Below are 26,615 nucleotides of genomic sequence, written 5' to 3'. Positions count from 1 at the left end.
CTGAAATTGTGCGCCTTTCAGGCATTTAGGCTCTAAATCTACCAATTTTGCCAAGCCCAATGATTTAAAATGGAAGGCTCCCCTCATTGGCAATGGGTGCGCTAAAAGCGGCTTGCAAAATGGGGATGTGGGACTGGCTGGGTAAAAACCTGGCCCTGTAATTTTTCAATATTAAGGAAACGTTCATGGCTGCAGAGAAATCAAAGATTATTTACACCCTGACAGATGAGGCGCCACTCTTGGCAACTTGTGCATTTCTGCCGATTATTCGTACTTTTACTGCACCTGTTGGCGTTGAGATTGTGAAGAGCGACATTTCTATTGCTGCCCGCATCCTGGCTGAATTTTCAGATTGCCTGACAGCTGAGCAAAAAGTGCCTGATAACTTGGCCGCGCTCGGTAAGATGACTTTATTGCCAGATACCAACATTATTAAGTTGCCCAATATCAGCGCTTCCGTACCTCAATTACTGGCAGCGATTAAAGAATTGCAATTGAAGGGCTATAAGATCCCCAATTTCCCAGATGATCCAAAGAGTGAGGAAGAGAAAGTCATTCGCACTCGTTATTCCAAATGCTTAGGTAGTGCAGTCAATCCAGTTTTACGTGAAGGCAACTCTGATCGTCGCGCACCAAATGCAGTGAAACAGTTTGCACGTCAACATCCTCACTCGATGGGTGAGTGGAGCCAAGCTTCCCGTACCCATGTATCGCATATGCATGGCGGTGATTTCTACGCTGGCGAAAAGTCCATGACCATGACTAAAGCATGCGATGTGAAAATGGACTTGGTAACCAAGAGCGGCAAGACCATTGTGCTTAAGCCCAAAGTTTCTTTAATTGCTGGCGAAATCATCGACAGTATGTTCATGAGTAAAAAAGCATTGTGCGAATTCTACGAAAAAGAAATCGAAGATGCTTACAAGACTGGCATGATGTGGTCCTTGCACGTGAAGGCCACCATGATGAAGATCTCTCATCCGATCGTATTTGGTCACGCCGTGAAGATTTTCTATAAAGACGCTTTTGCGAAACATGCCAAGCTGTTTGAAGAGCTGGGCGTCAATGTCAATAACGGCATGAGTAGCCTATATGAAAAGATCAAGACTCTGCCAGAGTCAAAGCGCGAAGAAATTATTGAAGATGTGCATGCTTGCCATGAACACCGCCCAGCATTAGCAATGGTGGATTCTGCGAAAGGCATTACGAACTTACATTCTCCAAGCGATGTGATCGTAGATGCTTCGATGCCAGCAATGATTCGTGCTGGCGGCAAGATGTGGGGAGCTGATGGTCGCTTACATGACACTAAAGCAGTTATTCCAGAAAGTACCTTTGCGCGTATCTATCAAGAAATGATCAACTTCTGTAAGACGCACGGTAACTTTGATCCCACGACCATGGGCACCGTACCTAACGTGGGTTTGATGGCTCAACAAGCTGAAGAGTATGGTTCACATGACAAGACTTTTGAAATTCCTGAAGCTGGCGTAGCCCGTATTGTTGCTGATGACGGTACTGTATTGCTCGAGCAACATGTGGAAGAGGGCGATATCTGGCGTATGTGTCAATTGAAAGACGCTCCGATTCGTGACTGGGTGAAGTTGGCCGTCAACCGCGCGCGACTCTCTAATACTCCAGCAGTATTTTGGTTAGACGAGTATCGTCCACACGAAGCTGAGTTGACTAAGAAGGTCAATACTTACCTCAAAGACCATGATCTTAAGGGTGTAGATATTCAGGTCATGTCCCAGACTCGCGCAATGCGTTACACACTCGAGCGTGTGATTCGTGGCAAAGACACCATCTCTGTTACTGGCAATATCTTGCGTGATTACCTCACCGACTTGTTCCCAATTATGGAATTAGGTACTAGTGCAAAGATGTTGTCCATCGTGCCTTTGATGGCAGGCGGCGGCCTCTTTGAAACTGGTGCTGGTGGTTCTGCACCGAAGCACGTACAACAGTTGGTGGAAGAAAACCACTTGCGTTGGGATTCACTGGGTGAGTACTTAGCTTTGGCAGTATCTCTGGAAGATGTGGGTGATAAGACAGGCAATGCTAAAGTGAAGATCTTGGCTCGTACCTTAGATGAGGCTACTGGCAAATTATTGCTAAACAATAAGTCGCCTTCTCCACGCACCGGTGAATTAGATAACCGTGGTAGCCAGTTCTACTTGGCGATGTATTGGGCAGAAGCTTTAGCCGCCCAAACTGAAGATAAAGAATTGCAAGCGTATTTCACACCTTTAGCTAAATCTCTACAGTCAAACGAGCAGAAGATTGTGGATGAGTTCAAAGCAGTGCAAGGCAAGCCAGCAGATATCGGTGGCTACTTTGTGATTGATACAGAGAAGTGCAAGACAGTAATGCGTCCTAGCGCCACCTTCAATGCAGCTTTAAAGGCAGCTAGAGTCTAATCAATCAGAGCCACTTAGAGCTAATCAAGCTGGGTATTAAAAGGCAAACTTTCGGGTTTGCCTTTTTCTTTGGGGGTTCATGAAGATCGGCAAGCAATAAATTCACATCAGTAGCAAAATAAGCGCATTACGTTCATCGGGGGTATCCCATGCCATTTATTGATAAGACGATTCATCCGAGCGATATCACTCCTCAAGCTGTTTTTGAGAATCGTCGCAATCTAATTAAGGCTGCCGCAGCAGGAAGCTTTGGTATGGCACTAGTTCCTTGGTTTTCAAGGCAGGCATTCGCCGCTAATCCAGAAAAGCTCAGCGCTGTACTCAATCAGGCTTATGCATCTAAAGATGAGCTCACTCCCTATAAATATGTCACGAGCTATAACAACTTCTATGAGTTTGGAACCGATAAAGCAGATCCTGCTGAGTATGCGCATACCTTGCAAACTCGCCCATGGACTATTGCGATTGAAGGTTTGGTGAAAAAGCCGATGAGCTTAGATATTGATACTTTATTAAAGCTAGCGCCGATAGAAGAGCGTATCTATCGCATGCGCTGTGTTGAGGGTTGGTCAATGGTAATTCCTTGGGATGGTTACTCTCTGTCCAAATTAATTAATAAAGTCGAGCCCCTAGGCTCTGCTAAGTTCGTAGAATTTATTTCTCTGGCAGATAAAAAACAAATGCCAGGAATCAAAAGTAACATTATTGAATGGCCCTATCGCGAAGGCTTGCGAATGGACGAGGCGATGAATCCACTCACTCTGCTCACCTTTGGTTTATATGGTGAAGTCTTGCCTAAACAAAATGGTGCTCCAGTGCGTATCGTAGTGCCCTGGAAGTATGGCTTTAAGAGTGCGAAGTCTATTGTGAAGATTCGCTTTACTGAAGAAATGCCTAAAACCAGCTGGAGCCAGTTTGACGCTCGCGAGTATGGTTTTTATTCCAATGTAAATCCCCAGGTGGATCATCCACGTTGGAGCCAAGCGATGGAGCGTCGCATTGGTGATGCTAAAGGGGCTTTTGCACCAAAGATTAAAACGCAGATGTTCAATGGCTATGCTGAGCAAGTAGCCAGCATGTATGCTGGCATGGATCTCAAGAAATTTTATTAAAAAGCGATCAAGCCTACTGAACTATTAAGTTCGTCTGCCTGGTTCAGGTAGCGGCACCATCACTGCTTGACCTGGAGCGCTACAACCTTGATCACAGCAGCGTCCCGGCTGCTTATTCTTGGTAATAGCACGCTCCTGATTGCTAGTGAGAACACCACGGTCTAATAGTCTTTCAACCAACTCTACTTTGTTGCCAATAGGATATTGACGATAGATTTCTTTTCTCATGGCTGCTGGCGAGCCGCCGCCATGCAGGCTAATGACGGAGTACCAGCCACCTTGATAAGAGGCGGTCAAATCTTCAATAAAGCGCGCGACTTCAATACGCTTATCGTAAGGAACTGCAGGATTAGCGCGTAATACTTCAGCTAAGGTAGCAGCTGTTGCTGGATTGTGATCTTCGTCTGGTCCAGGCAGAGCCACAATTAGCCCGCCTGATACCTCATGAGCAAGACGATGCATATCATAAATTTGGGTAGCTAATAAGAGTTTCCCGATATTTGAAAACACGGGTTCAGGCATAAAAGATTTGCTGTAAGGGTCTTGTGTGCCATACACACTGGCAGCAACGCCACAAGCATAAAATCCTTCAGTGATCTTAATGAGATCAACCATGGGGTCACGCAGATTGGATTTAGTTTCTGGATCAAAGCCATTAGCTTCACACATCAATGCTCCAGCACCAATCAAGAGGTCACCAAAGCCAGCTCTCGCAGCAATACAACTATGGCGGTGATGAGTAGCGTAGCTATACGTTAAAACACTGGAGTGCTCCCATTCACCTGCGTAGAAAACGCGATCCCAAGGAACAAATACCTTATCAAAGATCACTACACCAGTTGATTGACCATACTTGCTAGAAAAGAGGGGCTTGCCATGTTCAACCTTTTCGCCTGGGCGCCCAGCAGGGCGGGCAACGATAGTAATACCTTTAGCATCCACTGGGACAGCGCAACAAATGGCAAACGCGGCATCTTCCTTACTCATATTGCGACCTGGCATTACTAAGAACTCATGCATATACGGCGCACCAGTAACGATGGCTTTAGTTCCAGAAATGACTACTCCTTTGGCATCTTGAGAAACGATATGCACGTAGGTATCTGGGTTTGCTTGTTCATGCGGTTTAAGGGAGCGATCACCTTTAGCATCGGTCATTGCAATACCTAAGGCCAAATCATTTTTCTGTACATGGGCAAGATACTCTGCAAATTTAGCGCGATGATCATTGCTACCATGGGCATCATCAATCCGAGCGGATACTTGCCCAATCGCGTTTAAGGCATCGTGCGCTAGATAACGTTGCGCGCAACCGGTTTCTTGACATAAGACGCGCACCGCTTCTAATTTATTCAGCAGATCACCGGAGGACTCATTGATATGCAACATTCTTGGAACGGTTTTGCCATCAGAGCTTGCTAACATGAGAGGTGCTAAAGCAGGGTCATGCACCATGTCATAAGTCACACCCAAAGCTTGCACTCCAGGTCTCAACATTGCTTCATCGGCTACGGATTCAACTAGGCGTCCATCAACATAGACGACCGGCTTTAATTTACGCAGCGATTCTTGATAATCCTTGCTGGTCATGAATTGGGAGGTGCTTTGACTCATATTGGGCCTTAATGGGTAGTTAAATCAGTTAGTTACCCGATCATACACATAAATTGAACAGTGTTCAATTATTAAGATATATGTATAATTAAGCAATGAATCAAGCCATAAATCAGGCCATTGCCTCCCCAAGAGATGTGCGTCAACAAGCTTTGGCTGATGCGCGGCGTGAGCATATTTTGAGCGCTGCTAGAGCAGTATTTATTGAGTTGGGATTAGAGGCCGTCAGCATGCGAGAAATTGCAAAACGAGCGGGTTATACGGCTGGTGCTATTTATAGTTACTTTGGGAGCAAAGAAGAAATCTATGGCGCTTTACTGGCTGAATCGCTCGAGCGTTTAAATGATTTCGTAAATCTGGCTGCAGAGGATATTTCGCTTGAGCGGAAGCAGCAGACCGCACTTGAGGAGCTGCGTAAAAGTGCCTTAGCTTTTTATGAGTTCTATCGAGACAATCCGCGCGATTTGGATTTGGGGTTTTATCTCTTCCAGGGACTCAAGCCCAGAGGACTCACGAACGAGTGGGACTCAGAGTTAAATGCGCGCCTCAGAGCAGCGATGCAACACCAAGAGGCAGCGCTGATCAAGTTAGGGTGTAGTAAAAAAGATGTAGATACGGAGTTAACCGCTATTTTTGCGCATATTGTTGGCGTACTATTACTAAACCATACAGGCCGCATTCGGATGTTTGGTAAAGGCGCCGATGAATTAATCACCCACTACCTAGATAAATTAGCACTACGCTTGCCCATTAAAAAATAAAGACTTCATGATGATCAACCAAGACACTAGTGCCCTTATTCTGATTGACTATCAAACCCGTTTGATGCCCAGTATTCATGAGAGTGAAAATGCGATTGCATCAGCGCTCTTTCTTGCTCAGGTAGCGCAAGCTCTAGCAATCCCCATTCTAGGAACTGAGCAAAATCCAGATGGGCTAGGGCCAAATGATGAGCGTATTAAAGCGTTTTGTGATCAGACCTTCGTAAAGCATTCCTTTAATGGCGCTGCAGATGGCTTGGCAAAGGATATTAAGGCTATCAATCCTGCTATCACTCAAGTCGTTCTGGCTGGTTGTGAGGCGCATGTCTGCTTGATACAAACGGCCTTGGGATTGCAGGCGCTAGGCTATGAGGTGGCAGTAGTACCAGAGGCCTGCGGTAGCAGAAGGGTAGAAGATAAGCAGCTAGCTATGGAGCGTATGCGTCAGCAAAAAATGCCTATGCTAGGCGCTGAAATGCTCGTCTTTGAGTGGCTCAAAACCTCAGAGCATCCCCAATTCAAAAATATTCTAAAGATTATCAAAAATAGGTAAGCCTCGGAATTTTTTCTAATACTTACTCTTGGCTTTCTAAAGCATTCAAACTTTCTAATCTTGATTTAGCATTCATTCTTTTTAGCCACACTGCTACTGCTGGTGGCACGAGATCGGAATAATTTCTATCAAACAGAATCGCTTCTCTGATGGTGGAGGCGCTGATCAATTTTGGTGAACCTATTTCAGTAATGACTTTGTAGCCTGCTGACTGCAAGCGGCTAACTTTTTCTTGCTCCCATTCGGAGAATACGCGGAGTAAATGAATGCTTTCATTGGGATAGGTTGGCACAAACTCAGGCCATTTTTCTGGAGCATGGATCGGCAGGGCAACGATAGTAAATTGAGATGGATCAACACCAGCTTCTAATAGCGCACCCTGAATCATTGCTGCGCGCTCCCAATACGTAAAAGGGTTTGCAAATGCTGTATGACGATGGTTGCTAGTGCTCTCTTTTTGAATAGCAGTGCGGTCGAAGTTGGTAATGCCAATAAATAAATGAGTTCCATAACTATGAGCCCATCTTAAATAGGCTAAATGCTCGTTATGAAAAGGCTGAAAGCGGCCATGAGCAACAGCATATTTGAATGGTTTATGCGACTGCATTTTTACAGCGCCTTAAATGAGGTAATTCCAAAACTCTCATAAGCATTTGGCTTGCCGCCCAAAAAATGAGACCGGTTTGATGCGTTTAAGAGTATGGGCATTAGATCACGGCTGCATAGTTGACCCAGCGAACCACCGACAGATAATCTTTCAGAAAAATGATTTACTGAATCCACCCGAACTCCTTCACCCATTAAAGAAAGGGGTACAGATTCACCTGAGTGGAGCATTGGACCATGACTTGGAGTGCAGTGATCTGCGGTAACCGCTATCAGGAAGTCTTCCTGTAGCTTTTCCCAATCCCAAAGAGCAGAAATGCCAACATCAATAGCCTCAATGACTTGGGCCTTGTTTAGTGGGGAATGACTATGCGCAGCTTCATCAGCGGCCTTAGTATGAAGATGCACAAAATCACAGCCATGATCAAAGGCATGCTTAGCTGCTACTAACTTATCAATCATTTCGCAGCTAGGATCGCCTTCAGCAACCTCGATGTAATTCATTTGCAATACGCTGGCCATGCCTTTATACATTGGCGCTGATGCAATTAAAGAAGCAGTTAAACCTGTTTTTTGATAGAAGCTCATGAGTTCTTGATGCTTACCAGGCCACTTAGTAACAGTCATATTCAGAGGTAACTTACCATCCAGCACCCTTTGGGAATTAATGGGGTGCCTTGAGAGTACCTCATGAGTCCATCTTAAATAATGATTTAATGCTTTAGCTGTATTCTGAGCGCCGCTATGGTTTTTACTAGAATCAAGCGCTTGAATTTCGAGTACTGGTCGCCCTGTATGCATAAATGGATCGGAATCTGTAATATCCTCACAGCCACCATGCATGATCAGTAAAGAGTCAGAGTTACCAATATATTTCACTTCAAACTGAATACCACACGATTCAAATTGACTGATTGACTCCACCAATTGTTGGGCATCTTGGGCTTCCGATGCTGGCCACCATGGGGTGATCATGAGTCCTTCATTTGATGGGCTTACATGACGTAAGCCTAAGTGTGCTACAGCAACATTAGAGGGTGGCGTAATACCAAAGCCCATGCTTTCAAATACTGCTCTACCCGGATAAAAATCTTTCTCGTAGCCAAATAAATGAAAGTGAGCCAATTCAGACGGGGGAACCATGCCAGGGTTAATTGGGTAGACCGATGCCGATGCCCCTAGTTTGGCAATACGATCTAAATTTGGAGTGTTGGCATACTCTAGTGGAGTTAAATTTCCCAACTCCTTGTAAATACGATCGCCAATACCATCCAGAAGAATCAGTAATATTTTTTTCATTACATATTTGCGTTTAATCCCAATGTTTCCGCAATCGTATTTCGTTGAGATTCATCAGTACCACCTGGAATGCGAAGATTGCGTGCAATTTGGAATAGTTTATTTACTACAGTATCTTTCATGATCCCGGTGGCACCATGCAGTTGTAATGCCTTATCAGCAACCCGATAAAAGGCTTCATCATTGGCGATTTTCATTAATGCAAAAAGCCGAATTTGTTCTTGAGGGCGATTGGTGTCCCACCATGGACCAAACTTCTCGATATCTCTTAAGCATGCCAATGAGGTAGCTCGGGCGCTATACCAGTCTAAATACATATCCGAGACCATCCACTGTAGACCTTGGTTGCGACCTAGAGGCTTTCCGCCCACTTTTCTGTGTTTAAGGCGATCGAGAGTTTTATCAATGAGCAGTTTTGACCAAGCAGAGCACATTCCGCCACGGCGCGTTCTGGTCCAGTTGATCGATGTCAGTGCTATCTCAAAGCCTTGACCACGATTTCCAATCATTGCGCTCTGCGGGAGCTCCAGATTTTCAAAATGTAACTCACCCGTTAAGCCATCATCAAACATGGTTCGATTGAGCCGACCATGCTTGAAGCCCTTACCTAAATAGTCTTTAGACTCAAATTGAAAGTAGCTAAAACTTTTTTTACCATTACCTGGGTCAGTAATGGCTAGTACGTTCACAATATCCGCTTCAAATGGGTTGGTGATGTAGGCTTTGTGACCATTGAGGATCCACTGATCCCCTTTTTGGACAGCATTTGTTTTCATATCAAATAAATTAGAGCCAGCATCGGGCTCTGTGACAGCATGACAACTGGTTTTTTGCCCTAGGATTAGCGGCTTTACAAATTGATCATGCAATTCTTCTCCGACAAAAATTAACCTTGGGGTTGATCCATCAGTCCACGATAAGATCCCTGGCGCTAAATCAATGCCATAGGAATATACTTTTTCTTCGATGAAGAACATTTCTGTTCTTGAGAGCCCACCACCACCAATCGATTGAGGCAGGTGAAGTGAAAATAAACCCGCCTCTCCAGATGCTTGCATGATTTCTCGTCTTGCTGCTTGTATCTCTGGATGTAATTTACCAGTTCGATCTATATATTCCAGACTGTTTCTGAGTCTGTGGCGAAGTTGATGCTCTCGCGGCTCAACTTCTTTAGTATAAAAAGTCTCAATTTTTTCGATAATAGGGAGGAGGTGGTCTGGGGCTTGTTCGATCATGATTCAAATTGGGCGTTTGGGTCTTGGTTTAGTTTTGGTGAGATGCTATAGGAGGTTTGATAGCCGATATTTTTGATAGGGTTACCAATCGCGAGGAAATGAGTTTCATCATCTTTGAGTTTAATGACCATCTCCCTATCTTCGGTTAGCGGAGAACTGATTGCATCACTTAGGTTCTTAATGCCAGCAATCACAATTCCAAGCGGTATGAGGAGCTCTTCCCACTCCTTGGAAGTTTTGGTTTTCATCACTTCATTCAATAGCGGGATCAGAGAGCCTCGATGCTCGCCACGTTTTTTCATTGTGCAGAAGCGCTCATCCTTGATCCATTCTGGCTGATTGATGATTTCGCAGAATTTAATCCAAAAATTATCATGTGTAATGAAGAGAGTCAGCCAGCCATCTGCCGATTCAAATACTTGAGCTGGGACAATGTAGGGATGAGCAGACATTGATTGCCGTACTGGTTTTTCTTGTGCATTGAGCCATGCGCCTGCTAGATAATTTAACTGAGATAGCATGACATCATGCATCGCAATATCCACTTGACCGCCTTTGCCCTCGATGATGCGGGCGAGTAAGCCAAGAGCACCCATAATTCCTGCTGAATTATCAACAGCTGAATAGCCTGCTTTAGTGGGGTAGCCATCTGGCTCGCCAGTCAGATCCATAATTCCTACCAGCGCTTGGATAATGTAGTCATACGCTGGCCGCTCTGACTCAATGCTATCTAAACCGAAGCCCGTCATTGCGACACAAGCAATCTGAGGATTGATATGTTTTAAATGCTCGTAGGTTAGCCCGAGTGAGTTTATTGCTCCTGGCCGAAGATTGGTAATGAGCCCATCGGCGTGCCTAACCAATTCATGAAACTTTGTACGACCTTCATCTGTTGTCAAGTCTAAAACGATACTTTTTTTATTGCGATTGAGGCTGACGAAATACGCATTGTGCCCATCAATATTGTGTGGGCCAAGCGTTCTAGCGATATCGCCATCAGGTGGTTCAATTTTAATTACTTCCATACCCAAGTCGGCAAGTAGCATGCCGCAATAAGGCCCCATCAGCATATGACTGACTTCAATTAATTTTTTGCCATTCAGGGGGCCCGGACTAATCCGAGAAGTATTGGCCATTAAATTATTTCCCTTTATAGATAGGGGCGCGTTTGTCAGTAAACGCTTGACGGCCTTCAATTCGATCTTCGGTATCTCGCAATACCCCCCAATAGAGTTCCGTCATTTGCTGCGCATCGATATCACTCAGGTGCCCCGTGACTTTGGATAATTTTTTAATTGCCTGAGTTGCTAGCGGGCCGTTAGATGCAATTTGTTGCGCAATTTTTAAAGTCTCTGGCATCAGATCCTGGGCGCTAAACATGTCTGAAATTAAGCCAATGTCTAATGCTTTGGCGGCTTTAATCGACTCACCTGTTAGAGCTATCTTCATCGCATGGGCAGAAGAGATTGCCTTAAGCAGGCGGTGTAACCCTAAGACGGCAGGAATAGATGCCACTTTGGCTTCAGGTAGGCCAAATGTAGCATTGTCTGAGGCTACTCTGAGGTCGCATTGCAGTGCTAACTCCAACCCGCCACCCAAGCAATAGCCATTAATAGCAGCAATCAATGGTTTATGAATATGAAGATCATTCAGATCCATCATTCGAATGTAGAGACCCTGTTCAGACGCCTTATTGGGTTCTTTAAAGAAGGCTTCCGCATAACTTGCAGTAGAAGAGGCTGCGCCTTTTAAATCAGCGCCAGCACAAAATGAATCATTTCCTGCGCCAGTAAGAATGATGACTTTTACTTGTTCATCGTCCCTAGCAGTCATTAATTTATCGCGAAGATCTTTTAAGGTTGCAAGGTCTAAAGCATTTTTTTTCAGCGGCCTATTGATGGTCAATATTGCAGTTGAATTACTGGCTTCATAAGTGATCATGGAGTTTCCTTATACACTTGGGGAAGAGAGGCTTCTTCCGCCACATACATACAGCACTTGTCCAGTGAGGTAAGAAGCATCTGGATTTAAAAAGGTCATCACGGCATAGGCAACATCATCAGGAGTACCGATACGCTTCACAGGTACAGATTCTTTTAATTTGCTCTGAATCGCTGCATCAAAACCATCAAATAATGGCGTTTGAATAATTCCTGGAGCAATTGCATTGACAGTAATCCCTTTGGCGGCGAATTCAATAGCAAGACTTCTAGTCAGGCTAATGACACCACCTTTAGCAGCCGAATAATTTGATTGGCCAAAGCCACCAAGCCATGCGCGCGATGAAATATTAACAATTCTGCCAAAATTACGTGGCAGCATTTCTTTGATTGCAGCCTGACAAAACAGAAATTGGGATTTGAGGTTCACGTCAATCACATCATCCCAATCTGCCTCAGTCATATTGAGCAATCTTTTATCCCGAATAATGCCGGCATTATTAACGAGGTAATCAATTTGTCCGCCCCAAGCCATCACTTGTGTAATCGCAGACTGCACTTCATTAATTTTGCTGACATTCGCAGATATCCCAATCACTTTACTACCAAATTCCTTCAGTTGCTCAATGGCTGCGCTCAGTTTTGCTTGGTCATAATCAATTAATGCAACATCAATACCATTAGCAGCTAATTTCTTGGCAATCCCAAAGCCAATACCTTGTGCTGCTCCTGTAACAATGGCAATTCTTTTTTCTGGCAAAGGCATATTAAGTTCCTAGAATATGGACGGAGGATGCAGCGTGATCAACACCAGCAATGCCACCGCCTGTACATTGCGCAAGGGCAATTTTGGGCTTATTAACCTGGCGTTCCTTGGCACGGCCTTCAAGTTGCCATGTCAGCTCTACCATTTGCGCTACTCCGGTGGCGCCGAGAGGATGACCCTTTGCTAGCAAGCCACCGCTGGGGTTCACCGGAATTTTTCCACTAATCTCAGTTTCTCCAGAGCGTAATAATTGCGGACCTTCTCCCGGCTTTGCAATGCCTAGCGCTTCGTAATAAATTAATTCAGCAATGGTAAAGGCGTCATGTAATTCAATGACATTAATATCGCTTGGTCCAATACCTGCTTGTTCATAGGCCATTCTTGCAGCCCTAGCAGTAATTTCTGCATCCAAAATATCGTCAGTATATTTTTCTTGCATGCCAGACTGAACGATTGACGCTAACAATTTCACTGGCTTTCGACCATTGTTATGTTCGGTGCTGAGAATGAGGGCTGCTGCACCATCAACTTGTGAGGGACAGCATTGCATGAGTGTTAAAGGTTCAGCAATCATACGAGAAGATAAGACTGCTTCAATCGTCGTAGGCATTCTTTGTTGCGCATAGGGATTGAGAGAGCCATTAAATCTATTTTTTACAGCTACCTGCGCTAAGAGACTGGGATCTTCATTCCTCTCATACAGATAGCGCGTGGCTCTCATGGCATAAATTGAAGGTAATACTAATCCAGAGTTTGAATAAACCCGGGTCTTATGGTCATTTAATTGCAATGGAATTGTGCCGCCACCAAGTTGGGTGAGTTGCTCGATCCCAACTACTAAAATAGTTTTATATTGCTGTGCCAATAAAGCATGCTTTGCTAGATGGACGGCCGTAGCCCCACTTGCACAGGCATTTTCAATGTTGTAGATCGGAATTCCTTGTAATTGGAGATCACGCACAATCAGTTGACCAAGAATCATTCCCCCAAATACGTTTGCGCAATAGATTGCTTCGATATCGTTCAATGTTAAATTGGCATCCCGAAGGGCATTGAGAATCGCGCCTTGCGCAAGTTCAGGCGCTAAAGTATTTGGCTGCTTATCGAAGCGCGTCATTGCTACGCCTTCGATATAGATCATATTTTTATTCATGGATGATTTATTTTTTCGAAAATATGACCAAATTCAGTGTCTGGCTTCATTAAATATTGATTGCCAATAGCAGGGCCTCCATCTTGAATGAGTCGCCCGAAAATTCTTACTGGAAAATCGGGTAGGTCCACAAATCCAATTGCATAGGGTTGAATGCCTGATTTCAGGCTGGGATGAATTACGGTGTAGCTGTATAAAGTACCAATGGGATTTAATTCTTGGCTCAGGTAATCATTGGCGAGCGGAGAGTCTTCTGCAAATGGGGGAAAAATGATTTCCTTTGACTTTTTATGCATACTACCTAATGGCTTAGGGGATGAGCCCTGGCTCCAGTAGTGTGGGGTTATGTCCATGTTTTTAATAGATTTTTATAAAAATAACCCTTATTCTTGAGTAGATTGATAAATTAGTCAAGCGAGTAAAAATCATCGATTGTTGAGAAATACTCAATCATTATGAGTTGGAGCGTACATTGTTTGAAATATGGATGCCGCCAACACAAAACCGACACAATACACAGGATAGTGAATCAGAAAACAGTCATTTTTGTATCGAATAGTGGCCCAGACAGATTAGTCGGGGGCGTCGTCTCTTTGATAAAGCCTTTGGCTAAGCGGTTTAAGGCAACATGGATTTCAGCAAGCAATGGCATCACAAATCAACCCACTCATGAAGATGAAGGGGTGGTGCTAAGAAAAGTCAGCATCTCTCCACAGGCATACAAATCTTATTACGATGACTTTTGTAATGGGGGCTTATGGACGCTTTGCCATGATCAGAATGTAGAGCCCTTATTTCGAGAGGGTGATTTCAATTCCTATGTTGCAGTAAATCAGTTATTCGCCAGCGAAGTCATTCGTTGCGCTGAGGATATCGCCGAGCCAATTATTTTTATCAATGATTATCAATTAGCACTATTGCCAAAGCTACTGAGGTCTGCACTACCTCATGCAAAGATTTTATTTTATTGGCATATTCCATGGCCAGCATATGGCAGACTAACAGCTTGTCCATGGCGCACAGAGTTGATCAATGGAATATTAGGCGCTGATAATGCTGGCTTTCAGACGAACCAAGATAGAGATCATTTTATAAGTGCTATGCCAGAGGGTCTTGATATCGAGGGGGCAACGAATCTCGGGGTTTATCCAGCCTCAATAGAGTGGCCGGCATTAAAGAATTCACAGCCAGGATCTATGGCTGAAAGTCGGGCTGCCATTGCTAAACAGTATCAATTACAAGCAAGTAATTACGTTTACTTAAGTGTAGATAGGGTGGACTGCTCAAAAGGAATTATTGAGCGCCTTCATGCAATTGAAAAAATATTGAATTTAAATCCAGCTTTAATAAAAAATATTCAATTCATACAAGTTTATGTGCAAACAAGACCATTAGTACTGAAGTCTAGAGAGTATGAATCACAAATAACGGAGTTGATAGCTAGAATCAATCATCAATATGGCTCGAATGATTGGCAGCCAATTATTTCGGAGCGTCATACTCTGACTAAAGAGAAACTGACTTACTTGTATCGTTCGGTAAATTGTCTTTGGGTATCTAGCTTAGCGGATGGTCAAAATCTGATTTGTAAGGAATTTATTGCCTCTCGGGATGATGATGATGGAGTGTTAATACTATCTAAGCATGCAGGAGCAGCAAAAGAGTTATGCGATGCAGTAATCTACGATCCATTAAACGAGAATGATGCCATTGATGCCTTCAATCAAACTATATCGATGAGCGATGCTGAGAGAAAAAACCGGATGATTTCTTTAAGACAGCACGTTAGGAGTTATGACGTTCATCTTTGGATGGATCAGCAACTGCTAGATCTTCGTGAAGAGGCGCCATTAGCTTTTTAACCATTGCGTAATCTGAATTTGTTCTGCGCTACCCATGCCTGAATGGGGGTCACAATAAATCAAATTCTCACATTCGCTTGGAAAATCTTGAGGCGTATCATCAATGGCGCGCCAGTCTACTAGGCTCGGGCCGATATGCGCATTTAAGTAATTCTGAATCTCCACAAATCTCTGATGATTCACTCCAGTAGCAATATCCGTAGCACCAATAATCAGTTTGCCAATTTTTTGAGGTAATAGTTCTCGCATCGCATCAATGCTGTGAGTCAGTCGCCAATTAGACGTGATGACAATTTTGCAGGAAGCACCTTCTAATGATTTCTCTAGATGGTGAACATTACAAAATAGGTTTTCCCTCTTGCTATTGAGGGGGTGAAGAACGCCGTCAAAATCTAGAAATAATATTTTTATACTTGCCATTTTGTTTATAAGAGTAATTTATATTCAATTGAGACAATTTTTATCATAAACTTAAGATAGTATGCAGCCCAATAAGCGAGAACAACTACCCCCTTTAAATAACTTGAGAGTTTTTGAGGTAGTTGCTCGTCACTTGAGTATTTCAAGGGCAGCTAATGAGCTCAATGTCACTCCTGGCGCAGTAAGCAGACAACTGGCTGCCTTGGAGGCATTTCTAGGAACTCAGCTATTTTCTCGTAAACATCGAGATTTAATTCTGACTGAGAAAGGGCGCGAGTACTACGAAGATATCAGCAAATCCCTTTCTGAAATTCAGTCATCAACCAAGCGTTTATTTTCTGGGCGTAATCAGAATCAATTAAAGGTGCGATGCTATACAACATTCTCCATACGTTGGCTTATTCCCCGACTTTCTAGTTTTTTAGCCTTACATCCGAAAATGGAGGTGGTGTTAACCACTTCGATGGACCCAGTTAATTTTGATCAAGAAGATCTGGATTGTGCAATTCGATTAGGTGGTGGCGCTTGGAGTGATGCAAATGTCACAAGATTGGTCTCTAATATTATTCTTCCAGTTTGTAGCCCATCCCTGCTAGCAGGTAGTTCAATTGTGAGCCCGCAGGACTTTAGTCGATATAAGTTATTGGATACTATCAGTCGTCCTGACGATTGGAATCTTTGGTTTAACTCCATTGGAATGAATGTCAAGCTCGAAGATTTTTCATGCTTAAGTTATGAAAGTTCAGCCTTGTGCTACTCGGCTGCAATTGAAGGCCATGGGATTGCAATGGCGCAATATTTCTTAGTGGAATCTGAATTGAGAAATGGAAAGTTAGTTTGTCCTTTCCCTCAATTCTTAAATCGCGAAAGTTTCACCTATTACCTATTAACGCCTCTGGGTAAAAATGAAAGTCAACAAGCGAAAGATTTTCGTACATGGCTACTGGAGGAGATACGGAATTGCTCCGATACTCCTCCACCAACCCCAAGTTAAGTAGCTAACTTGGCCTGAATTTATTGCCCTTGTATGCCGGCTATTTTGACTATTTCAGCCCATTTAGCCACTTCTGCATTTACAAATTCACCCCATTGTTTAAAATCCCGACTGTCAACAATCGCCCCACGGTCATTCACTTTCTTTTGAACTTCTGGGTTAGCTAAGATTACGCGGATATCTTTACTGAGTTTTTCAATAATTTCTTTTGGGGTGCCTTTAGGGGCAAGAATGCCACCCCAACCTGGGCCCTCAAAGCCTGGATAACCGAGTTCAGCAACTGTAGGCACATTTGGTAGTTGAGGAATTCTCTTTGCTGTCATCACAGCAATTGGGCGAACCTTGCCAGAGGCAATATGTGGAGCGATTGTAGGTAAGGTCTCTACGGCTAAATTAATTTGACCCCCAATTAAATCGGTAACGGCTTGGCCACTACCTTTGTACGGAACAGAAAGAATGTCAATTTTTGCACGTGTTTTTAATAATTCTTCTGCGAGCTGTTGGTTGGGTGCAGAGTATGCCCACTCGAGTTTTCCGGGATTGCTTTGGGCGTAGTCAACAATTTGTTTTAGTGTGGTGAAGGGCGAGTTTTGATTTGCTACTAGCAAAAGAGGAACAATAAAAACTCCATTTACTGGTTCAAAATCTTTTGGGCTATACGGTAAGCCTGGATAGAGTGCAGGATTTACAGCAATCGTACTACTTGAAGCCATGGTGAGGGTATAACCATCTGGCGCAGCCTCTTTCCCATAAAGAGTTCCTGGTATGCCATTTGCACCACCTTTGTTATCCACGATCACTTTTTGTGGGAGTGTTTGAGAGAGCTCGTCAGCAACAATTCTTGAAAAGATATCTGTTGCCTGTCCAGCAGGAAAAGGGACTACAAATTTAATTGTTCTATTTGGATACTGAGAGAAGGCAAGCGATGAGAAAAGGATCAATCCACTTGCGATCAGGCAATGAATTTTTGGTTTGATTTTCATGAAATGCTCCATTAGGGTCGACTTAGTGAGGGATAGTAATAAATTATTGAATTGAAATATCTAGATTTTTAAGTATGGGCGTCCATTTGACGCTTTCCTTATTGAGGATTTCAGTTGTCTCGCTAGAGCTTGAAGAGATGGCCTCAAAACCCAGATTGAGAAGTTCGGACTGATAGTTTTTATTTTCAGCTAGCTTTGCGAAATCTTTTTCAAGTTTTGAAATAATGTCTTTGGGTGTTTTAGCCGGAGCCAAGATCAAATATTTTGAACTCACTTCTACATCCGGAAGTCCCGCTTCTGTTAAAGAAATAATCTCAGGAGCAAGCGGCGTTCTTTTGGCGCTAATTACTGCCAAGATTTTTAATTTCCCGGTCTTGGCGTACTCTTTTACGGTGGAAAGTGTAAACATGCCAATATTGACATGGCCAGCCAGAATGTCCACTAAGGCTGGCCCATTACCTTTATATGGAATAGAGTTGAATTTAACTTGTGCTTTATTAGCAAAGAGAATGGAAGCTAAGTCTTGAGGGCTTCCAGCGCCAGGGGTTGCAAGGGATATTTGACCAGGGCTCTTCTTTGCTAGAGCAATTAATTCTTTGATTGAATTGGCTGGAAAATCTGGATTAGCGGCTAAAACAATTGGCGCTGAAGTGATAAAAGAGATCGGAACAAAATCTTTTTGAGGATCAAAGTTTAATTTTTTGAACAATAAAGGCATGATGGCAATCACATCGGTATTTAATAGTAGCGTGTATCCGTCTGGTTCACTCCTAGCAACGATTTCTGTTCCCAGGGTGCTTCCTACCCCACCTTTATTTTCCAAAACAATAGTTTGATTCAAAATATTTTTGAGGTTTGGTGACATGATTCTTGCAACGGCATCTGAGCCACCGCCCACTGCATAGGGAATCACTAGCTTAATGGGTCGATTAGGGTAGTTATCAGCAGCAGCTGAAAAGGATAGTAGCCCAAATAAAGGCAGAGTGATCCCAATTGCAAATCTCATTGCATGTGATTTATTAGCAAGCCACATCAGTTTGTCTCCTTAAATTATTTTTTTCTCATTCTAGAGAGATTTTTTTGAAATACATTCAAAGCTGGGGTTATCCCTAGTGGGTATTTTGAATTGCTAAGCTTATATTGTTCGAACAATAGTATTAATGAGGAATGTTGTGAAAGTTAATGAGCCAATCACGAGTTGTTTAGTCGATCAGATACGTACCAAACATTACCCCTTGGGGTCTGTCTTGCCCACAGAACATGAGTTACAGCAAAAATTCAATGCATCTCGTTATGCAGTGCGGGAATCTCTGAGAGAACTCGTTGCCATGGGCTTAATCGCCCGTAAGCCAAAAACTGGATCGGTTGTTGTTTCGGTGCATGAAGAGCGTAGCTTTGTACAAAGCCATGGATCTATTGATGATCTTTTTACTTACATTAAAAATTCTAAGCTCATCGTTTTGGAGTCAAAAGAAGTGCGTATTTCCGAAAAACAGTTTAATGACTTAGCTTTACCAATGGGCGCGACGTGGAAGAAAATCAAAGTTCTGCGTCAGAAAATTAAGCCTGCGCTGCCTTTGGTAGCGAGTGAAATTTATGTGCCAGTGGTTTACAGCAGGGTTGAAACCTACTTGGCTAGTCTGAAAGTACCCATTTATGCTTTACTGGAAAAAATTACTGGATTTAAGATTACCAAAGTCGATCAGCGAATTTCAGGCTGCTTGATATCTAAAGATCAGTCGAAACACTTAGGGGTGAAGGCTGGCTCAGCGGGGCTAAATATTATTCGGCATTATTACGGCTCGCAAAATAAGCTCTTGCTAGTGACTAATAGTATTTATAGGGCAGACCAATATACCTATCAAGTGAGCCTGAACTATGATCAATCTCTCGGTTTAAATAGATCCTGATGATGTTTAAAGAATCACAGGAAAAACAGTTAGCGACAATTTCTGAGAGATTGTCTGAGTTTGCGCTCGCTCTTCAGTTTGAGCAAATTCCGACAGCGGTTAGTGCGCAAGCAAAACTGCATATGCTGGATGCCATTGGCATAGGTCTTACCTCTAGTAGCCATGATTTTGCTAAAAAAACCTTGCGCGCATTATTGTCCTTGCAAGAGAGTAATGATCAGCAATACCCAGTTCTCGGAGTTCCACATAAGTTATCCATGCGCGATGCCATTCTTGTTAATGGAACCTACATTCATGGCTTAGATTTTGATGACACGCATGCAGTTGGAGTGATACATGCCTCATCAAGCGCTATGGCAGCGCTTTTGAGTGTTGGACAGCGCTATCAGATCAGCGGGCAAGAAGCGCTGGTTGCTTATCTCGGTGCAATTGAGGTGGCCAGCAGGATTGCATCTGCTGCAAACGGTGGATTTCATGCAAAAGGATTTCATCCAACTGGCCTAGTGGGCATTTTCGGAGCAACAGTATTAGTTGGACGCGTAATGAAGTTGACGATAGATGAGTTAACTAATGCACTAGGTATCGCTTTATCGATGGCTTCTGGAGTGATGGAATTTTTAGAGGGCGGAGCTTGGACTAAGCGAATGCACCCTGGGTGGGCTGCATCATCAGCTGTGACAGCTTGCGCCATGGCTAAAAATGGTTTTATTGGCCCGCGAAATGCTTTTGAAGGCCGCTATGGTTTGTTTAATACCCATACTGACTCTAGCAATCTCGCCAGTCTAGAAAAATGTACGAATGGACTTGGGCAGATTTGGGAGATGCAAAACATTTCATTGAAACCCTATCCTGCGTGCCATTACAACCATGCGTTTGCCGATGCTGCCATTATTCTCCGCAATGAGAATAGATTTGAGATCGACAATATCAAGAGCATCAAAGCGCGCATTAGCGAAAAACAAGTGCAAGTCGTTTGTGAGCCTCAGGCTAGTAAAAGAATGCCAAAAAATTCCTACGAGGCTCAGTTTTCTATTCACTTTGTGATTGCTACCAGCTTGATCAAAGGTCAATTCACACTCAAAGAACTAGAAGACAATACGATTTTTGATCCGCAAATTCTGGCGCTATGTCAAAAAATTGAATATGAACTGGATCCTAAGTCAGCATTTCCAGAGTTTTATTCGGGCGAAGTAGAGATTCAACTGAAATCAGGCGAAGTTCTCATTCATCGCGAGCAAATGAATCGAGGTTCAAGTGCTAACCCGCTTTCTCAGGAAGAGGTTCTGAGAAAGTTTGATTCAAATGTAGAGGGCGTCATTAGCCTCGAAGCTGCAAATAATTTTACTAAAGACTTTTTAAAGTTAGAGCATCAACAATCTCTCACCAATATCCTGCATCAGTTGAGAGTTCACTAGGAGAAGAAGATGGGCTTAAAGATACGACCATTGCAAAAGACTTTTGGGGCTGAGATTAGTGGATTAGACTTATCTAAACCCCTCGATTCTCAAACGATTAATGAGGTGAAGGCACTCTGGCATCAATATGAGATTCTGCTGTTTAGAGATCAAGTCATGGATGAGGCTGAAATCGTTTCATTTTCAAAGCAGCTTGGAGATCTTGAAATTCATATCCGGAAAGAGTTTTTATCGCAGAAGTCTCCGGAAATTCTCTATATCTCAAATATGACCAAAGAAGGAAAGCCAGTAGGAATTTTGGCTGACTCTGAAGTCGGTTGGCATTACGATCAAATCTATTTGCCACGGCCAGCGGTAGGATCATTTCTATTCTCGGTAATACTGCCAAGCTCTGGTGGAGAGACCTCTTTTTCTGATATGTCGGCTGTCTATGAGGCTTTACCGCAGTCTATTAAAAATGCAATTGATGGAAAAAAAGCGCTTCAATCTTACGAGGCTTTTAATGCGCTTTATAGCGTGCCTACCAGCGCTGAGCAGAAAAAGAAAACTCCTGATATCGAACATCCCATCGTCAGAGTCCATCCGTATTCTGGTAAAAAGGCGCTCTATATTTGCCCTGGAATGACTACGCAAATTGTTGGCTTGGATAAGTCAACCAGTGATGATTTATTACAAGAACTTTTTGCATGGTCTGTTAAACCGGAGTTTGTCTATTCACATGTTTGGCAGTTGGGTGACGGTGTTTTGTGGGATAACGCCTGTACTATGCATAGACGGGAGCCATTTGATCCCAAGCAAGAGCGTCTCATGAAGAGAACAACCATACTTCCGGATCCAAAATACGCGGTACCAGTTTAAATAGGCGAGCAAAGAATAACGACATGAATAATTTACAGCCCGGAGCACTTTCGGGATTGCGGGTATTAGACTGCGCAACTTTTATTGCTGGCCCATATTGCGCTACCTTTTTTGCTGAATTTGGTGCTGAAGTAATTAAAGTTGAGCTTCCTAAGGTTGGCGACCCTACCCGCAAGTTTGGAACGCCTACACCTTGTGGCGATTCTTTGATTTGGCTTTCTGAAGGTCGTAATAAAAAATCTATCACGATTGATTTACGTAAAAAAGAAGGCGCTGATCTATTAAAAAAATTGGTTGAGAAGAGTGATGTGCTGGTTGAGAATTTTCAACCAGGTACATTTGAGTCGTGGGGTCTGAGTTGGGATGAGTTAAAGAAACATAATCCCAAGTTGATTATGGTCAGGATCTCAGCCTATGGACAAACTGGACCGCTAAGCCCGCTGCCAGGTTTTGGTAGGGTAGCCAATGGCTTTGGCGGCATTTCTTATTTATCGGGATACCCTGATCGACCCCCAGTGTCACCTGGCTCAGCAACCTTGGCAGATTATTTATCGGGAATGTATGGTGCTTTAGGCGCTTTGGTGGCACTCCAAGCTCGAGACAAAACTCAAGAAGGTCAAGTAGTTGATGTTGGTTTGTATGAATCAGTATTTCGGATTTTGGATGAGTTAGCGCCTGCTTATCATTTCAATGGCTATGTTCGAGAGCGGATGGGGGCAGGAACGGTGAATGTCGTTCCACATAGTCATTATCAGACTAAAGATAAAAAATGGATTGCGATTGCTTGTACTAGCGATAAGATTTTTATGAGGTTGGCTGTGCTGATGGAATGCCCAGAACTCGCGGGAAATGGTAAGTGGGGAAAAATTGTTGATCGCGAAAAAGATCGTCTTGCTATCGATCAATTTGTAACAGACTGGACCACACAATATACTCGCCAAGAACTATTAAAACTGTGTTCAGAGGGCGAGGTGCCATGCGGCCCCATTAATTCAATTGAGGAAATCTTCACCAATGAGCAGTTTGCTGCACGCGAGAATATCGCCTTTATCAAAGAGCCTAGAATTTCAGAAGATCAAGTCATTGCGGTACCCAATGTCGTTCCGCGGCTCTCGGGAACCCCTGGGAAGATTCATTCTTTAGGCCCAAAACTGGGGGCAGATGTCGATTCTTTACTTGCAAGCATTTTGGCCTTAAAGCCTGAAGAAATAGAGAGCCTGCGTCAAGATGGTGTTATATAGTTAGATCTTCATATATGGTCAAAAATGAATACAGACACTAAAAATAATTTGCTTCGAACCCTTCTTTTCACTCCAGCAAATCATGAAAGAAGAGTGACCAAAGCGCTTGGTCTCGATGCGGATGCCGTCATTCTGGATTTGGAGGATGCGGTTGCGAATAGCGAGAAAGTGAGCGCAAGACAGGATGCGATTGCCGCAATCAAGAGTGGCAGTCGATCCAAAATTTACGTGAGAGTAAATGCACTCGATACTCAGTGGACGCTGGGAGATCTTCAGGCAGTAGTAGGTACAGGTTTATATGGAGTGGTGCTGCCTAAAGTACAGGGTCCAGAGGATATCGAAACGATAGATTGGTTATTGGCCACTCTTGAAAGAGAACGGGGTTTAAAGATTGGCAGCATAGATCTACTACCAATTATTGAAACAGCGAAAGGTTTTACCAATCTCAATAAGATATTTATAGACCATCGCTATAGATCAAGTAATGAATATCAGCGGGTCAAGCGTTTTACTTTTGGCGCTGGTGATTTTTGCAATGATGTCGGAATGCTCTGGACTTCAAACGAGAGAGAATTAGATGTCGTTAGAAATGCATGCATTGTGACGGCCAGAGCGGCTAATTTAGAGGCGCCTATTGATACTGTTTGGATTCACCTCAAAGATCATGAGGGCCTAGAAAAATCAGTTGTCAGAAGTTTGAATCTTGGCTTTCAGGGAAGATTATGTATTCACCCTGATCAGGTGGGTATTACAAATCAAGTATTCACCCCCACTGCAGATGAAGTTTTGCGTGCTCAGAAAATTGTAGACAGCTTTTTTGAAGCTGAAAAGAAGGGCTTGGCAGCCATTCAGGTTGATGGGATGTTTGTGGATTACCCCATCTTGTATAGAGCTCAAAAAACCTTAGCCATTCATCAGGCCATTTCTGCTAATAGTAGATAGTAGCCAGCTTTATTTGGCATCAGCGCCTCTTAGTGCAAAATCACTCTTGAAGCAATCATTCTGGGTCTTTACTGATTAAAAGAGGAAGCATGGAACATACCGTTTTAGTAACTGGCGCTACTGCTGGATTTGGCGAGGCAACTGCAAGACGTTTTTTGGCGCACGGCCATAAGGTCATAGCGGTGGGTAGAAGGATAGAACGCTTAAATGCACTCAAAGCATCTTTACCTACAGACCAACAACAAAAACTGCTTACATTGGCATTAGACATCTGCGATAGCACCAAGGTGGATTCCTTAGCCACCACTTTGCCTGCAGAGTTTGCCAAACTGACGATTCTTGTGAATAACGCTGGACTCGCATTAGGTCTAGAGCCAGCACATCAAACCAATATTACGGATTGGGATCGTATGATTGATACCAATATTAAAGGGCTGATTCATATGACCCGAGCTTTTTTACCTGGCATGGTTGAGCGTAAATGTGGTCACGTCATAAATGTGGGCTCTGTCGCAGGTCTTTATCCCTATCCTGGCAGTAATGTATACGGCGCAAGTAAAGCATTCGTGAAGCAATTTAGCCTGAATTTACGCGCTGACTTGACTGGTACCCGTTTACGCGTGACATGTGTAGAGCCAGGTTTAAGTTCAGGCACTGAATACTCTAATGTACGTTTTAAGGGTGACGATGCAAAGGCAGAGAAAGTGTATGAAGGCGTAGAAGCACTCAGCGCCGACGATATAGCCGAAGCTATTTTTTGGTCTGCAACTTTGCCTGCGCATATGAATATCAATGCCGTGGAGATTATGCCAATAGCACAATCATTTACTGGTACTTCGATTTATCGCGGAGAGCTCTAAGTACTTATTTTTTCCACTGATAAAACTGGGGATACACGCGCATTACTACGGGGCCGTCAAAATCCCAAGACTTACAGGTCCCCAAATATAAAGGGGGCTTGTTTTCATCAGGATCAAAGAGTGCGCCAGGAATCGATTGATACGCTGCAGTGGCAATGTTGTTGAGTAACTCACGCAAGTGAGTACAACCTTTAATTCCACCTAAGTGCGTCTCAATGGTTTTACGCCAACCTTTACCAATCCGCGCACCAATTAATGTATCCATTGGCGGGATGACCAAAGGACATTCAGGATGTGGGTGGCTATCCATCGCTACTGCGATATCTTTGATCGTAAGATGATCATCTAAGGTTACTCGCACCCACATATCGTGAATCGCTTCACCCGGAGCCCAAGTCTTCGCACCTGTAACAAATGGGTGTAACTTGATGTCTTTGAGATGACCTTCAATATCCCAAAGACCATCTTCTCTCGCATAGCCATGATAAGTAACTTCACGGGTGTGGAGTGGGCTACGGGGTTTTGGATCAGGAAGCATGGCGGCTATAGATAATCAATGAGAATACTCAATCATAATGAATTGCACTCCAAGGGGGCCTGATACCCAAAATATGGCCTCTCTATAGTATTCTGAACGGCTTATGGCAAAACCCATTTCTCTCGAAAAAATTCTTTTTAGCCAAGGCTTTGGTACGCGTCGCTACTGTACTGATCTGGTATTTGCGGAGTTAGTAAAAGTCAATGGTGTGTTGGCGCAAGATCCGGAAGAGCGCATTGCAACTGAAGGATTGGTTTTGAATGTCGAAGGGCAGAATTGGGAATATCACGAAAAGGCTTACATCGCATTTAACAAGCCACCCAATTACGAGTGCTCTCATAAAACAACTCATCACTCCAGCGTCTATAGTTTGCTACCAACTCCCTTTGTCGAGCGCGGCTTGCAATGCGTAGGGCGCTTAGACTTTGACACTACTGGGCTGCTATTGATTTCGGATGATGGTCAGTTTATTCATAAAATGACGACGCCTAAAAAGAATATTGGTAAGGTCTATCAGATCACAACACCAGATCCGATAACGCAGGCTCAAATAGATCATCTCTTAAATGGTGTTGTGTTGGATGATGATCCAAAACCATGTTTTGCCACAGCGTGTAAACAGCTTTCAGAAAATAGCTTAACAATGACGATAGTGGAAGGGCGTTATCACCAAGTCAAACGCATGATGGTTGCGGTAGGCAATCATGTTGCTAAACTGCACCGTATAGAAATTGGTGCCTATGTCATGCCTACAGATCTGGCAGAAGGACAATGGCGTTGGTTATATCCAGAAGATTTGCAGCAACTCTCACAAAGTGTCAGCCCATAAATGAAACAGGCCCTCTTACCAGAAGATTTCGATTTTCAGAACAGCATCCCTTTGTGGACGCTAGATGCATCTCGAAAAATGATTTCTCGTGAATTTATCTTTGCAGATTTCAGACAAGCTTTTGAGTTTATGACGCTCTGCGCACAGCGCGCTGAAGAAATTGATCACCACCCAGATTGGTCAAACTCCTGGAATAAGGTCACCGTGCACTTAAGTACCCACTCAAGCAAAGGCCTAACTGCTTTAGATATTCAGATGGCTCAGGCGATGGATTTATTTGCACTCCAGGTCTAACAAGCATTGC

The 26,615-nt window shown here is 43.5% G+C and carries 27 protein-coding genes; 14 read left to right on the top strand and 13 right to left on the bottom strand.

From position 1 onward, the window contains the following. Positions 1 to 185: 185 nt before the first annotated feature. Both ICN29_RS04465 and msrP read left to right on the top strand, forming a co-directional pair. A complete protein-coding gene (locus ICN29_RS04465) occupies positions 186 to 2,420 on the top strand; it encodes an NADP-dependent isocitrate dehydrogenase (RefSeq protein WP_216130110.1) in 2,235 nt (744 codons plus the stop codon). Positions 2,421 to 2,569: 149 nt separating this feature from the next. Next, the gene (gene msrP, locus ICN29_RS04460; protein WP_216130108.1) at positions 2,570 to 3,532 is read left to right on the top strand and encodes a protein-methionine-sulfoxide reductase catalytic subunit MsrP; all 963 of its coding nucleotides are present in this window, start codon (positions 2,570 to 2,572) and stop codon (positions 3,530 to 3,532) included. A gap of 24 nt (positions 3,533 to 3,556) precedes the next feature. On the opposite strand, the gene ICN29_RS04455 is transcribed toward msrP, so the two are convergent. Then, entirely contained in the window at positions 3,557 to 5,146 is a 1,590-nt protein-coding gene (locus tag ICN29_RS04455; protein WP_216130106.1) for a 4-hydroxyphenylacetate 3-hydroxylase family protein, read from the bottom strand. A gap of 95 nt (positions 5,147 to 5,241) precedes the next feature. Between ICN29_RS04455 and ICN29_RS04450 the strand changes: the two genes are divergently transcribed. Both ICN29_RS04450 and ICN29_RS04445 read left to right on the top strand, forming a co-directional pair. After that, positions 5,242 to 5,907, top strand: a complete 666-nt coding sequence (locus ICN29_RS04450; protein WP_216130104.1) for a TetR/AcrR family transcriptional regulator — start codon at positions 5,242 to 5,244, stop codon at positions 5,905 to 5,907. A 7-nt stretch (positions 5,908 to 5,914) separates the two neighbouring features. Further along, positions 5,915 to 6,460 carry an isochorismatase family protein gene (locus ICN29_RS04445; protein WP_255538060.1) on the top strand — a complete coding sequence of 182 codons (546 nt, stop codon included), beginning with the start codon at positions 5,915 to 5,917 and terminating at the stop codon, positions 6,458 to 6,460. Between the two features lie 22 nt (positions 6,461 to 6,482). Here the strand turns inward: ICN29_RS04445 and ICN29_RS04440 are convergent, their stop codons facing one another. The 8 genes from ICN29_RS04440 to ICN29_RS04405 are packed head-to-tail and all read right to left on the bottom strand — an operon-like array spanning position 6,483 to position 13,812. Next, positions 6,483 to 7,067 (bottom strand): nucleotidyl transferase family protein, encoded by a 585-nt coding sequence (locus ICN29_RS04440; RefSeq protein ID WP_216130102.1) that lies wholly within the window; start codon positions 7,065 to 7,067, stop codon positions 6,483 to 6,485. Between the two features lie 2 nt (positions 7,068 to 7,069). Then, positions 7,070 to 8,365 (bottom strand): BPG-independent phosphoglycerate mutase family protein, encoded by a 1,296-nt coding sequence (locus tag ICN29_RS04435; RefSeq protein ID WP_216130100.1) that lies wholly within the window; start codon positions 8,363 to 8,365, stop codon positions 7,070 to 7,072. Then, positions 8,365 to 9,600, bottom strand: a complete 1,236-nt coding sequence (locus tag ICN29_RS04430) for an acyl-CoA dehydrogenase family protein (RefSeq protein ID WP_216130098.1) — start codon at positions 9,598 to 9,600, stop codon at positions 8,365 to 8,367. The genes ICN29_RS04435 and ICN29_RS04430 overlap by 1 nt, the downstream gene beginning before the upstream one ends. After that, entirely contained in the window at positions 9,597 to 10,736 is a 1,140-nt protein-coding gene (locus ICN29_RS04425; protein ID WP_216130096.1) for a CaiB/BaiF CoA transferase family protein, read from the bottom strand. Before ICN29_RS04425 ends, ICN29_RS04430 begins: the two co-directional genes overlap by 4 nt. Before the next feature lie 4 nt (positions 10,737 to 10,740). Continuing rightward, positions 10,741 to 11,541, bottom strand: coding sequence for an enoyl-CoA hydratase/isomerase family protein (locus ICN29_RS04420; RefSeq protein WP_216130094.1), 801 nt, complete (start codon positions 11,539 to 11,541; stop codon positions 10,741 to 10,743). Between the two features lie 9 nt (positions 11,542 to 11,550). After that, positions 11,551 to 12,306 (bottom strand): SDR family NAD(P)-dependent oxidoreductase, encoded by a 756-nt coding sequence (locus ICN29_RS04415; RefSeq protein WP_216130092.1) that lies wholly within the window; start codon positions 12,304 to 12,306, stop codon positions 11,551 to 11,553. 1 nt (position 12,307) lies between these two features. Next, positions 12,308 to 13,459: a thiolase family protein gene (locus ICN29_RS04410; protein WP_216130090.1), complete on the bottom strand. Its 1,152-nt coding sequence runs from the start codon at positions 13,457 to 13,459 to the stop codon at positions 12,308 to 12,310. Next, positions 13,456 to 13,812, bottom strand: a complete 357-nt coding sequence (locus tag ICN29_RS04405; protein ID WP_216130088.1) for an OB-fold domain-containing protein — start codon at positions 13,810 to 13,812, stop codon at positions 13,456 to 13,458. Before ICN29_RS04405 ends, ICN29_RS04410 begins: the two co-directional genes overlap by 4 nt. Positions 13,813 to 13,983: 171 nt before the next feature. Between ICN29_RS04405 and ICN29_RS04400 the strand changes: the two genes are divergently transcribed. Further along, positions 13,984 to 15,321 carry an alpha,alpha-trehalose-phosphate synthase (UDP-forming) gene (locus ICN29_RS04400; RefSeq protein ID WP_216130086.1) on the top strand — a complete coding sequence of 446 codons (1,338 nt, stop codon included), beginning with the start codon at positions 13,984 to 13,986 and terminating at the stop codon, positions 15,319 to 15,321. Here ICN29_RS04400 and ICN29_RS04395 read toward each other — a convergent pair. Next, a complete protein-coding gene (locus tag ICN29_RS04395) occupies positions 15,310 to 15,741 on the bottom strand; it encodes an HAD domain-containing protein (RefSeq protein ID WP_216130084.1) in 432 nt (143 codons plus the stop codon). The two genes, ICN29_RS04400 and ICN29_RS04395, sit on opposite strands and share 12 nt — an antisense overlap. Before the next feature lie 61 nt (positions 15,742 to 15,802). Between ICN29_RS04395 and gcvA the strand changes: the two genes are divergently transcribed. Further along, on the top strand, positions 15,803 to 16,735 hold the full coding sequence (gcvA, locus tag ICN29_RS04390; protein ID WP_216130082.1) for a transcriptional regulator GcvA: 933 nt from the start codon (positions 15,803 to 15,805) through the stop codon (positions 16,733 to 16,735). Positions 16,736 to 16,755: 20 nt separating this feature from the next. Here the strand turns inward: gcvA and ICN29_RS04385 are convergent, their stop codons facing one another. After that, complete coding sequence (locus ICN29_RS04385; protein ID WP_216130080.1) at positions 16,756 to 17,718, bottom strand: Bug family tripartite tricarboxylate transporter substrate binding protein; 963 nt, start codon at positions 17,716 to 17,718, stop codon at positions 16,756 to 16,758. Between the two features lie 43 nt (positions 17,719 to 17,761). Continuing rightward, complete coding sequence (locus ICN29_RS04380; RefSeq protein ID WP_216130078.1) at positions 17,762 to 18,751, bottom strand: Bug family tripartite tricarboxylate transporter substrate binding protein; 990 nt, start codon at positions 18,749 to 18,751, stop codon at positions 17,762 to 17,764. Positions 18,752 to 18,878: 127 nt separating this feature from the next. Here ICN29_RS04380 and ICN29_RS04375 point away from each other — a divergent pair, with 127 nt between their 5' ends. The 6 genes from ICN29_RS04375 to ICN29_RS04350 all read left to right on the top strand — a co-directional run bounded on the left by ICN29_RS04375 (position 18,879) and on the right by ICN29_RS04350 (position 24,944). Beyond that, positions 18,879 to 19,628: a GntR family transcriptional regulator gene (locus tag ICN29_RS04375; protein WP_255538058.1), complete on the top strand. Its 750-nt coding sequence runs from the start codon at positions 18,879 to 18,881 to the stop codon at positions 19,626 to 19,628. After that, positions 19,628 to 21,043, top strand: coding sequence for an MmgE/PrpD family protein (locus ICN29_RS04370; protein ID WP_216130074.1), 1,416 nt, complete (start codon positions 19,628 to 19,630; stop codon positions 21,041 to 21,043). Before ICN29_RS04375 ends, ICN29_RS04370 begins: the two co-directional genes overlap by 1 nt. A gap of 9 nt (positions 21,044 to 21,052) precedes the next feature. Further along, entirely contained in the window at positions 21,053 to 21,901 is an 849-nt protein-coding gene (locus ICN29_RS04365) for a TauD/TfdA dioxygenase family protein (RefSeq protein ID WP_216130072.1), read from the top strand. Between the two features lie 23 nt (positions 21,902 to 21,924). Beyond that, complete coding sequence (locus tag ICN29_RS04360) at positions 21,925 to 23,142, top strand: CaiB/BaiF CoA transferase family protein (protein ID WP_216130069.1); 1,218 nt, start codon at positions 21,925 to 21,927, stop codon at positions 23,140 to 23,142. 24 nt (positions 23,143 to 23,166) lie between these two features. Beyond that, entirely contained in the window at positions 23,167 to 24,084 is a 918-nt protein-coding gene (locus ICN29_RS04355; RefSeq protein WP_216130067.1) for an HpcH/HpaI aldolase/citrate lyase family protein, read from the top strand. Positions 24,085 to 24,173: 89 nt separating this feature from the next. Further along, the gene (locus ICN29_RS04350; protein ID WP_216130065.1) at positions 24,174 to 24,944 is read left to right on the top strand and encodes an SDR family NAD(P)-dependent oxidoreductase; all 771 of its coding nucleotides are present in this window, start codon (positions 24,174 to 24,176) and stop codon (positions 24,942 to 24,944) included. A 4-nt stretch (positions 24,945 to 24,948) separates the two neighbouring features. Here ICN29_RS04350 and ICN29_RS04345 read toward each other — a convergent pair whose 3' ends face one another. Beyond that, complete coding sequence (locus ICN29_RS04345) at positions 24,949 to 25,482, bottom strand: DUF2889 domain-containing protein (protein WP_216130063.1); 534 nt, start codon at positions 25,480 to 25,482, stop codon at positions 24,949 to 24,951. Positions 25,483 to 25,585: 103 nt separating this feature from the next. On the opposite strand from ICN29_RS04345, the gene ICN29_RS04340 reads away from it, so the two are divergent. Continuing rightward, a complete protein-coding gene (locus tag ICN29_RS04340; protein WP_216130061.1) occupies positions 25,586 to 26,311 on the top strand; it encodes a pseudouridine synthase in 726 nt (241 codons plus the stop codon). Continuing rightward, on the top strand, positions 26,312 to 26,605 hold the full coding sequence (locus ICN29_RS04335; protein ID WP_216130059.1) for a 4a-hydroxytetrahydrobiopterin dehydratase: 294 nt from the start codon (positions 26,312 to 26,314) through the stop codon (positions 26,603 to 26,605). It abuts the gene before it with no gap. The last annotated feature ends 10 nt before the right edge of the window (positions 26,606 to 26,615 follow it).

This window comes from Polynucleobacter nymphae, from assembly GCF_018882155.1.
In the GTDB taxonomy this organism is placed as follows: Bacteria; Pseudomonadota; Gammaproteobacteria; order Burkholderiales; family Burkholderiaceae; genus Polynucleobacter; species Polynucleobacter nymphae.
The sequence above is the reverse complement of the archived record's forward strand: the minus strand, read 5'-3'. Positions and strand labels throughout refer to the sequence as shown.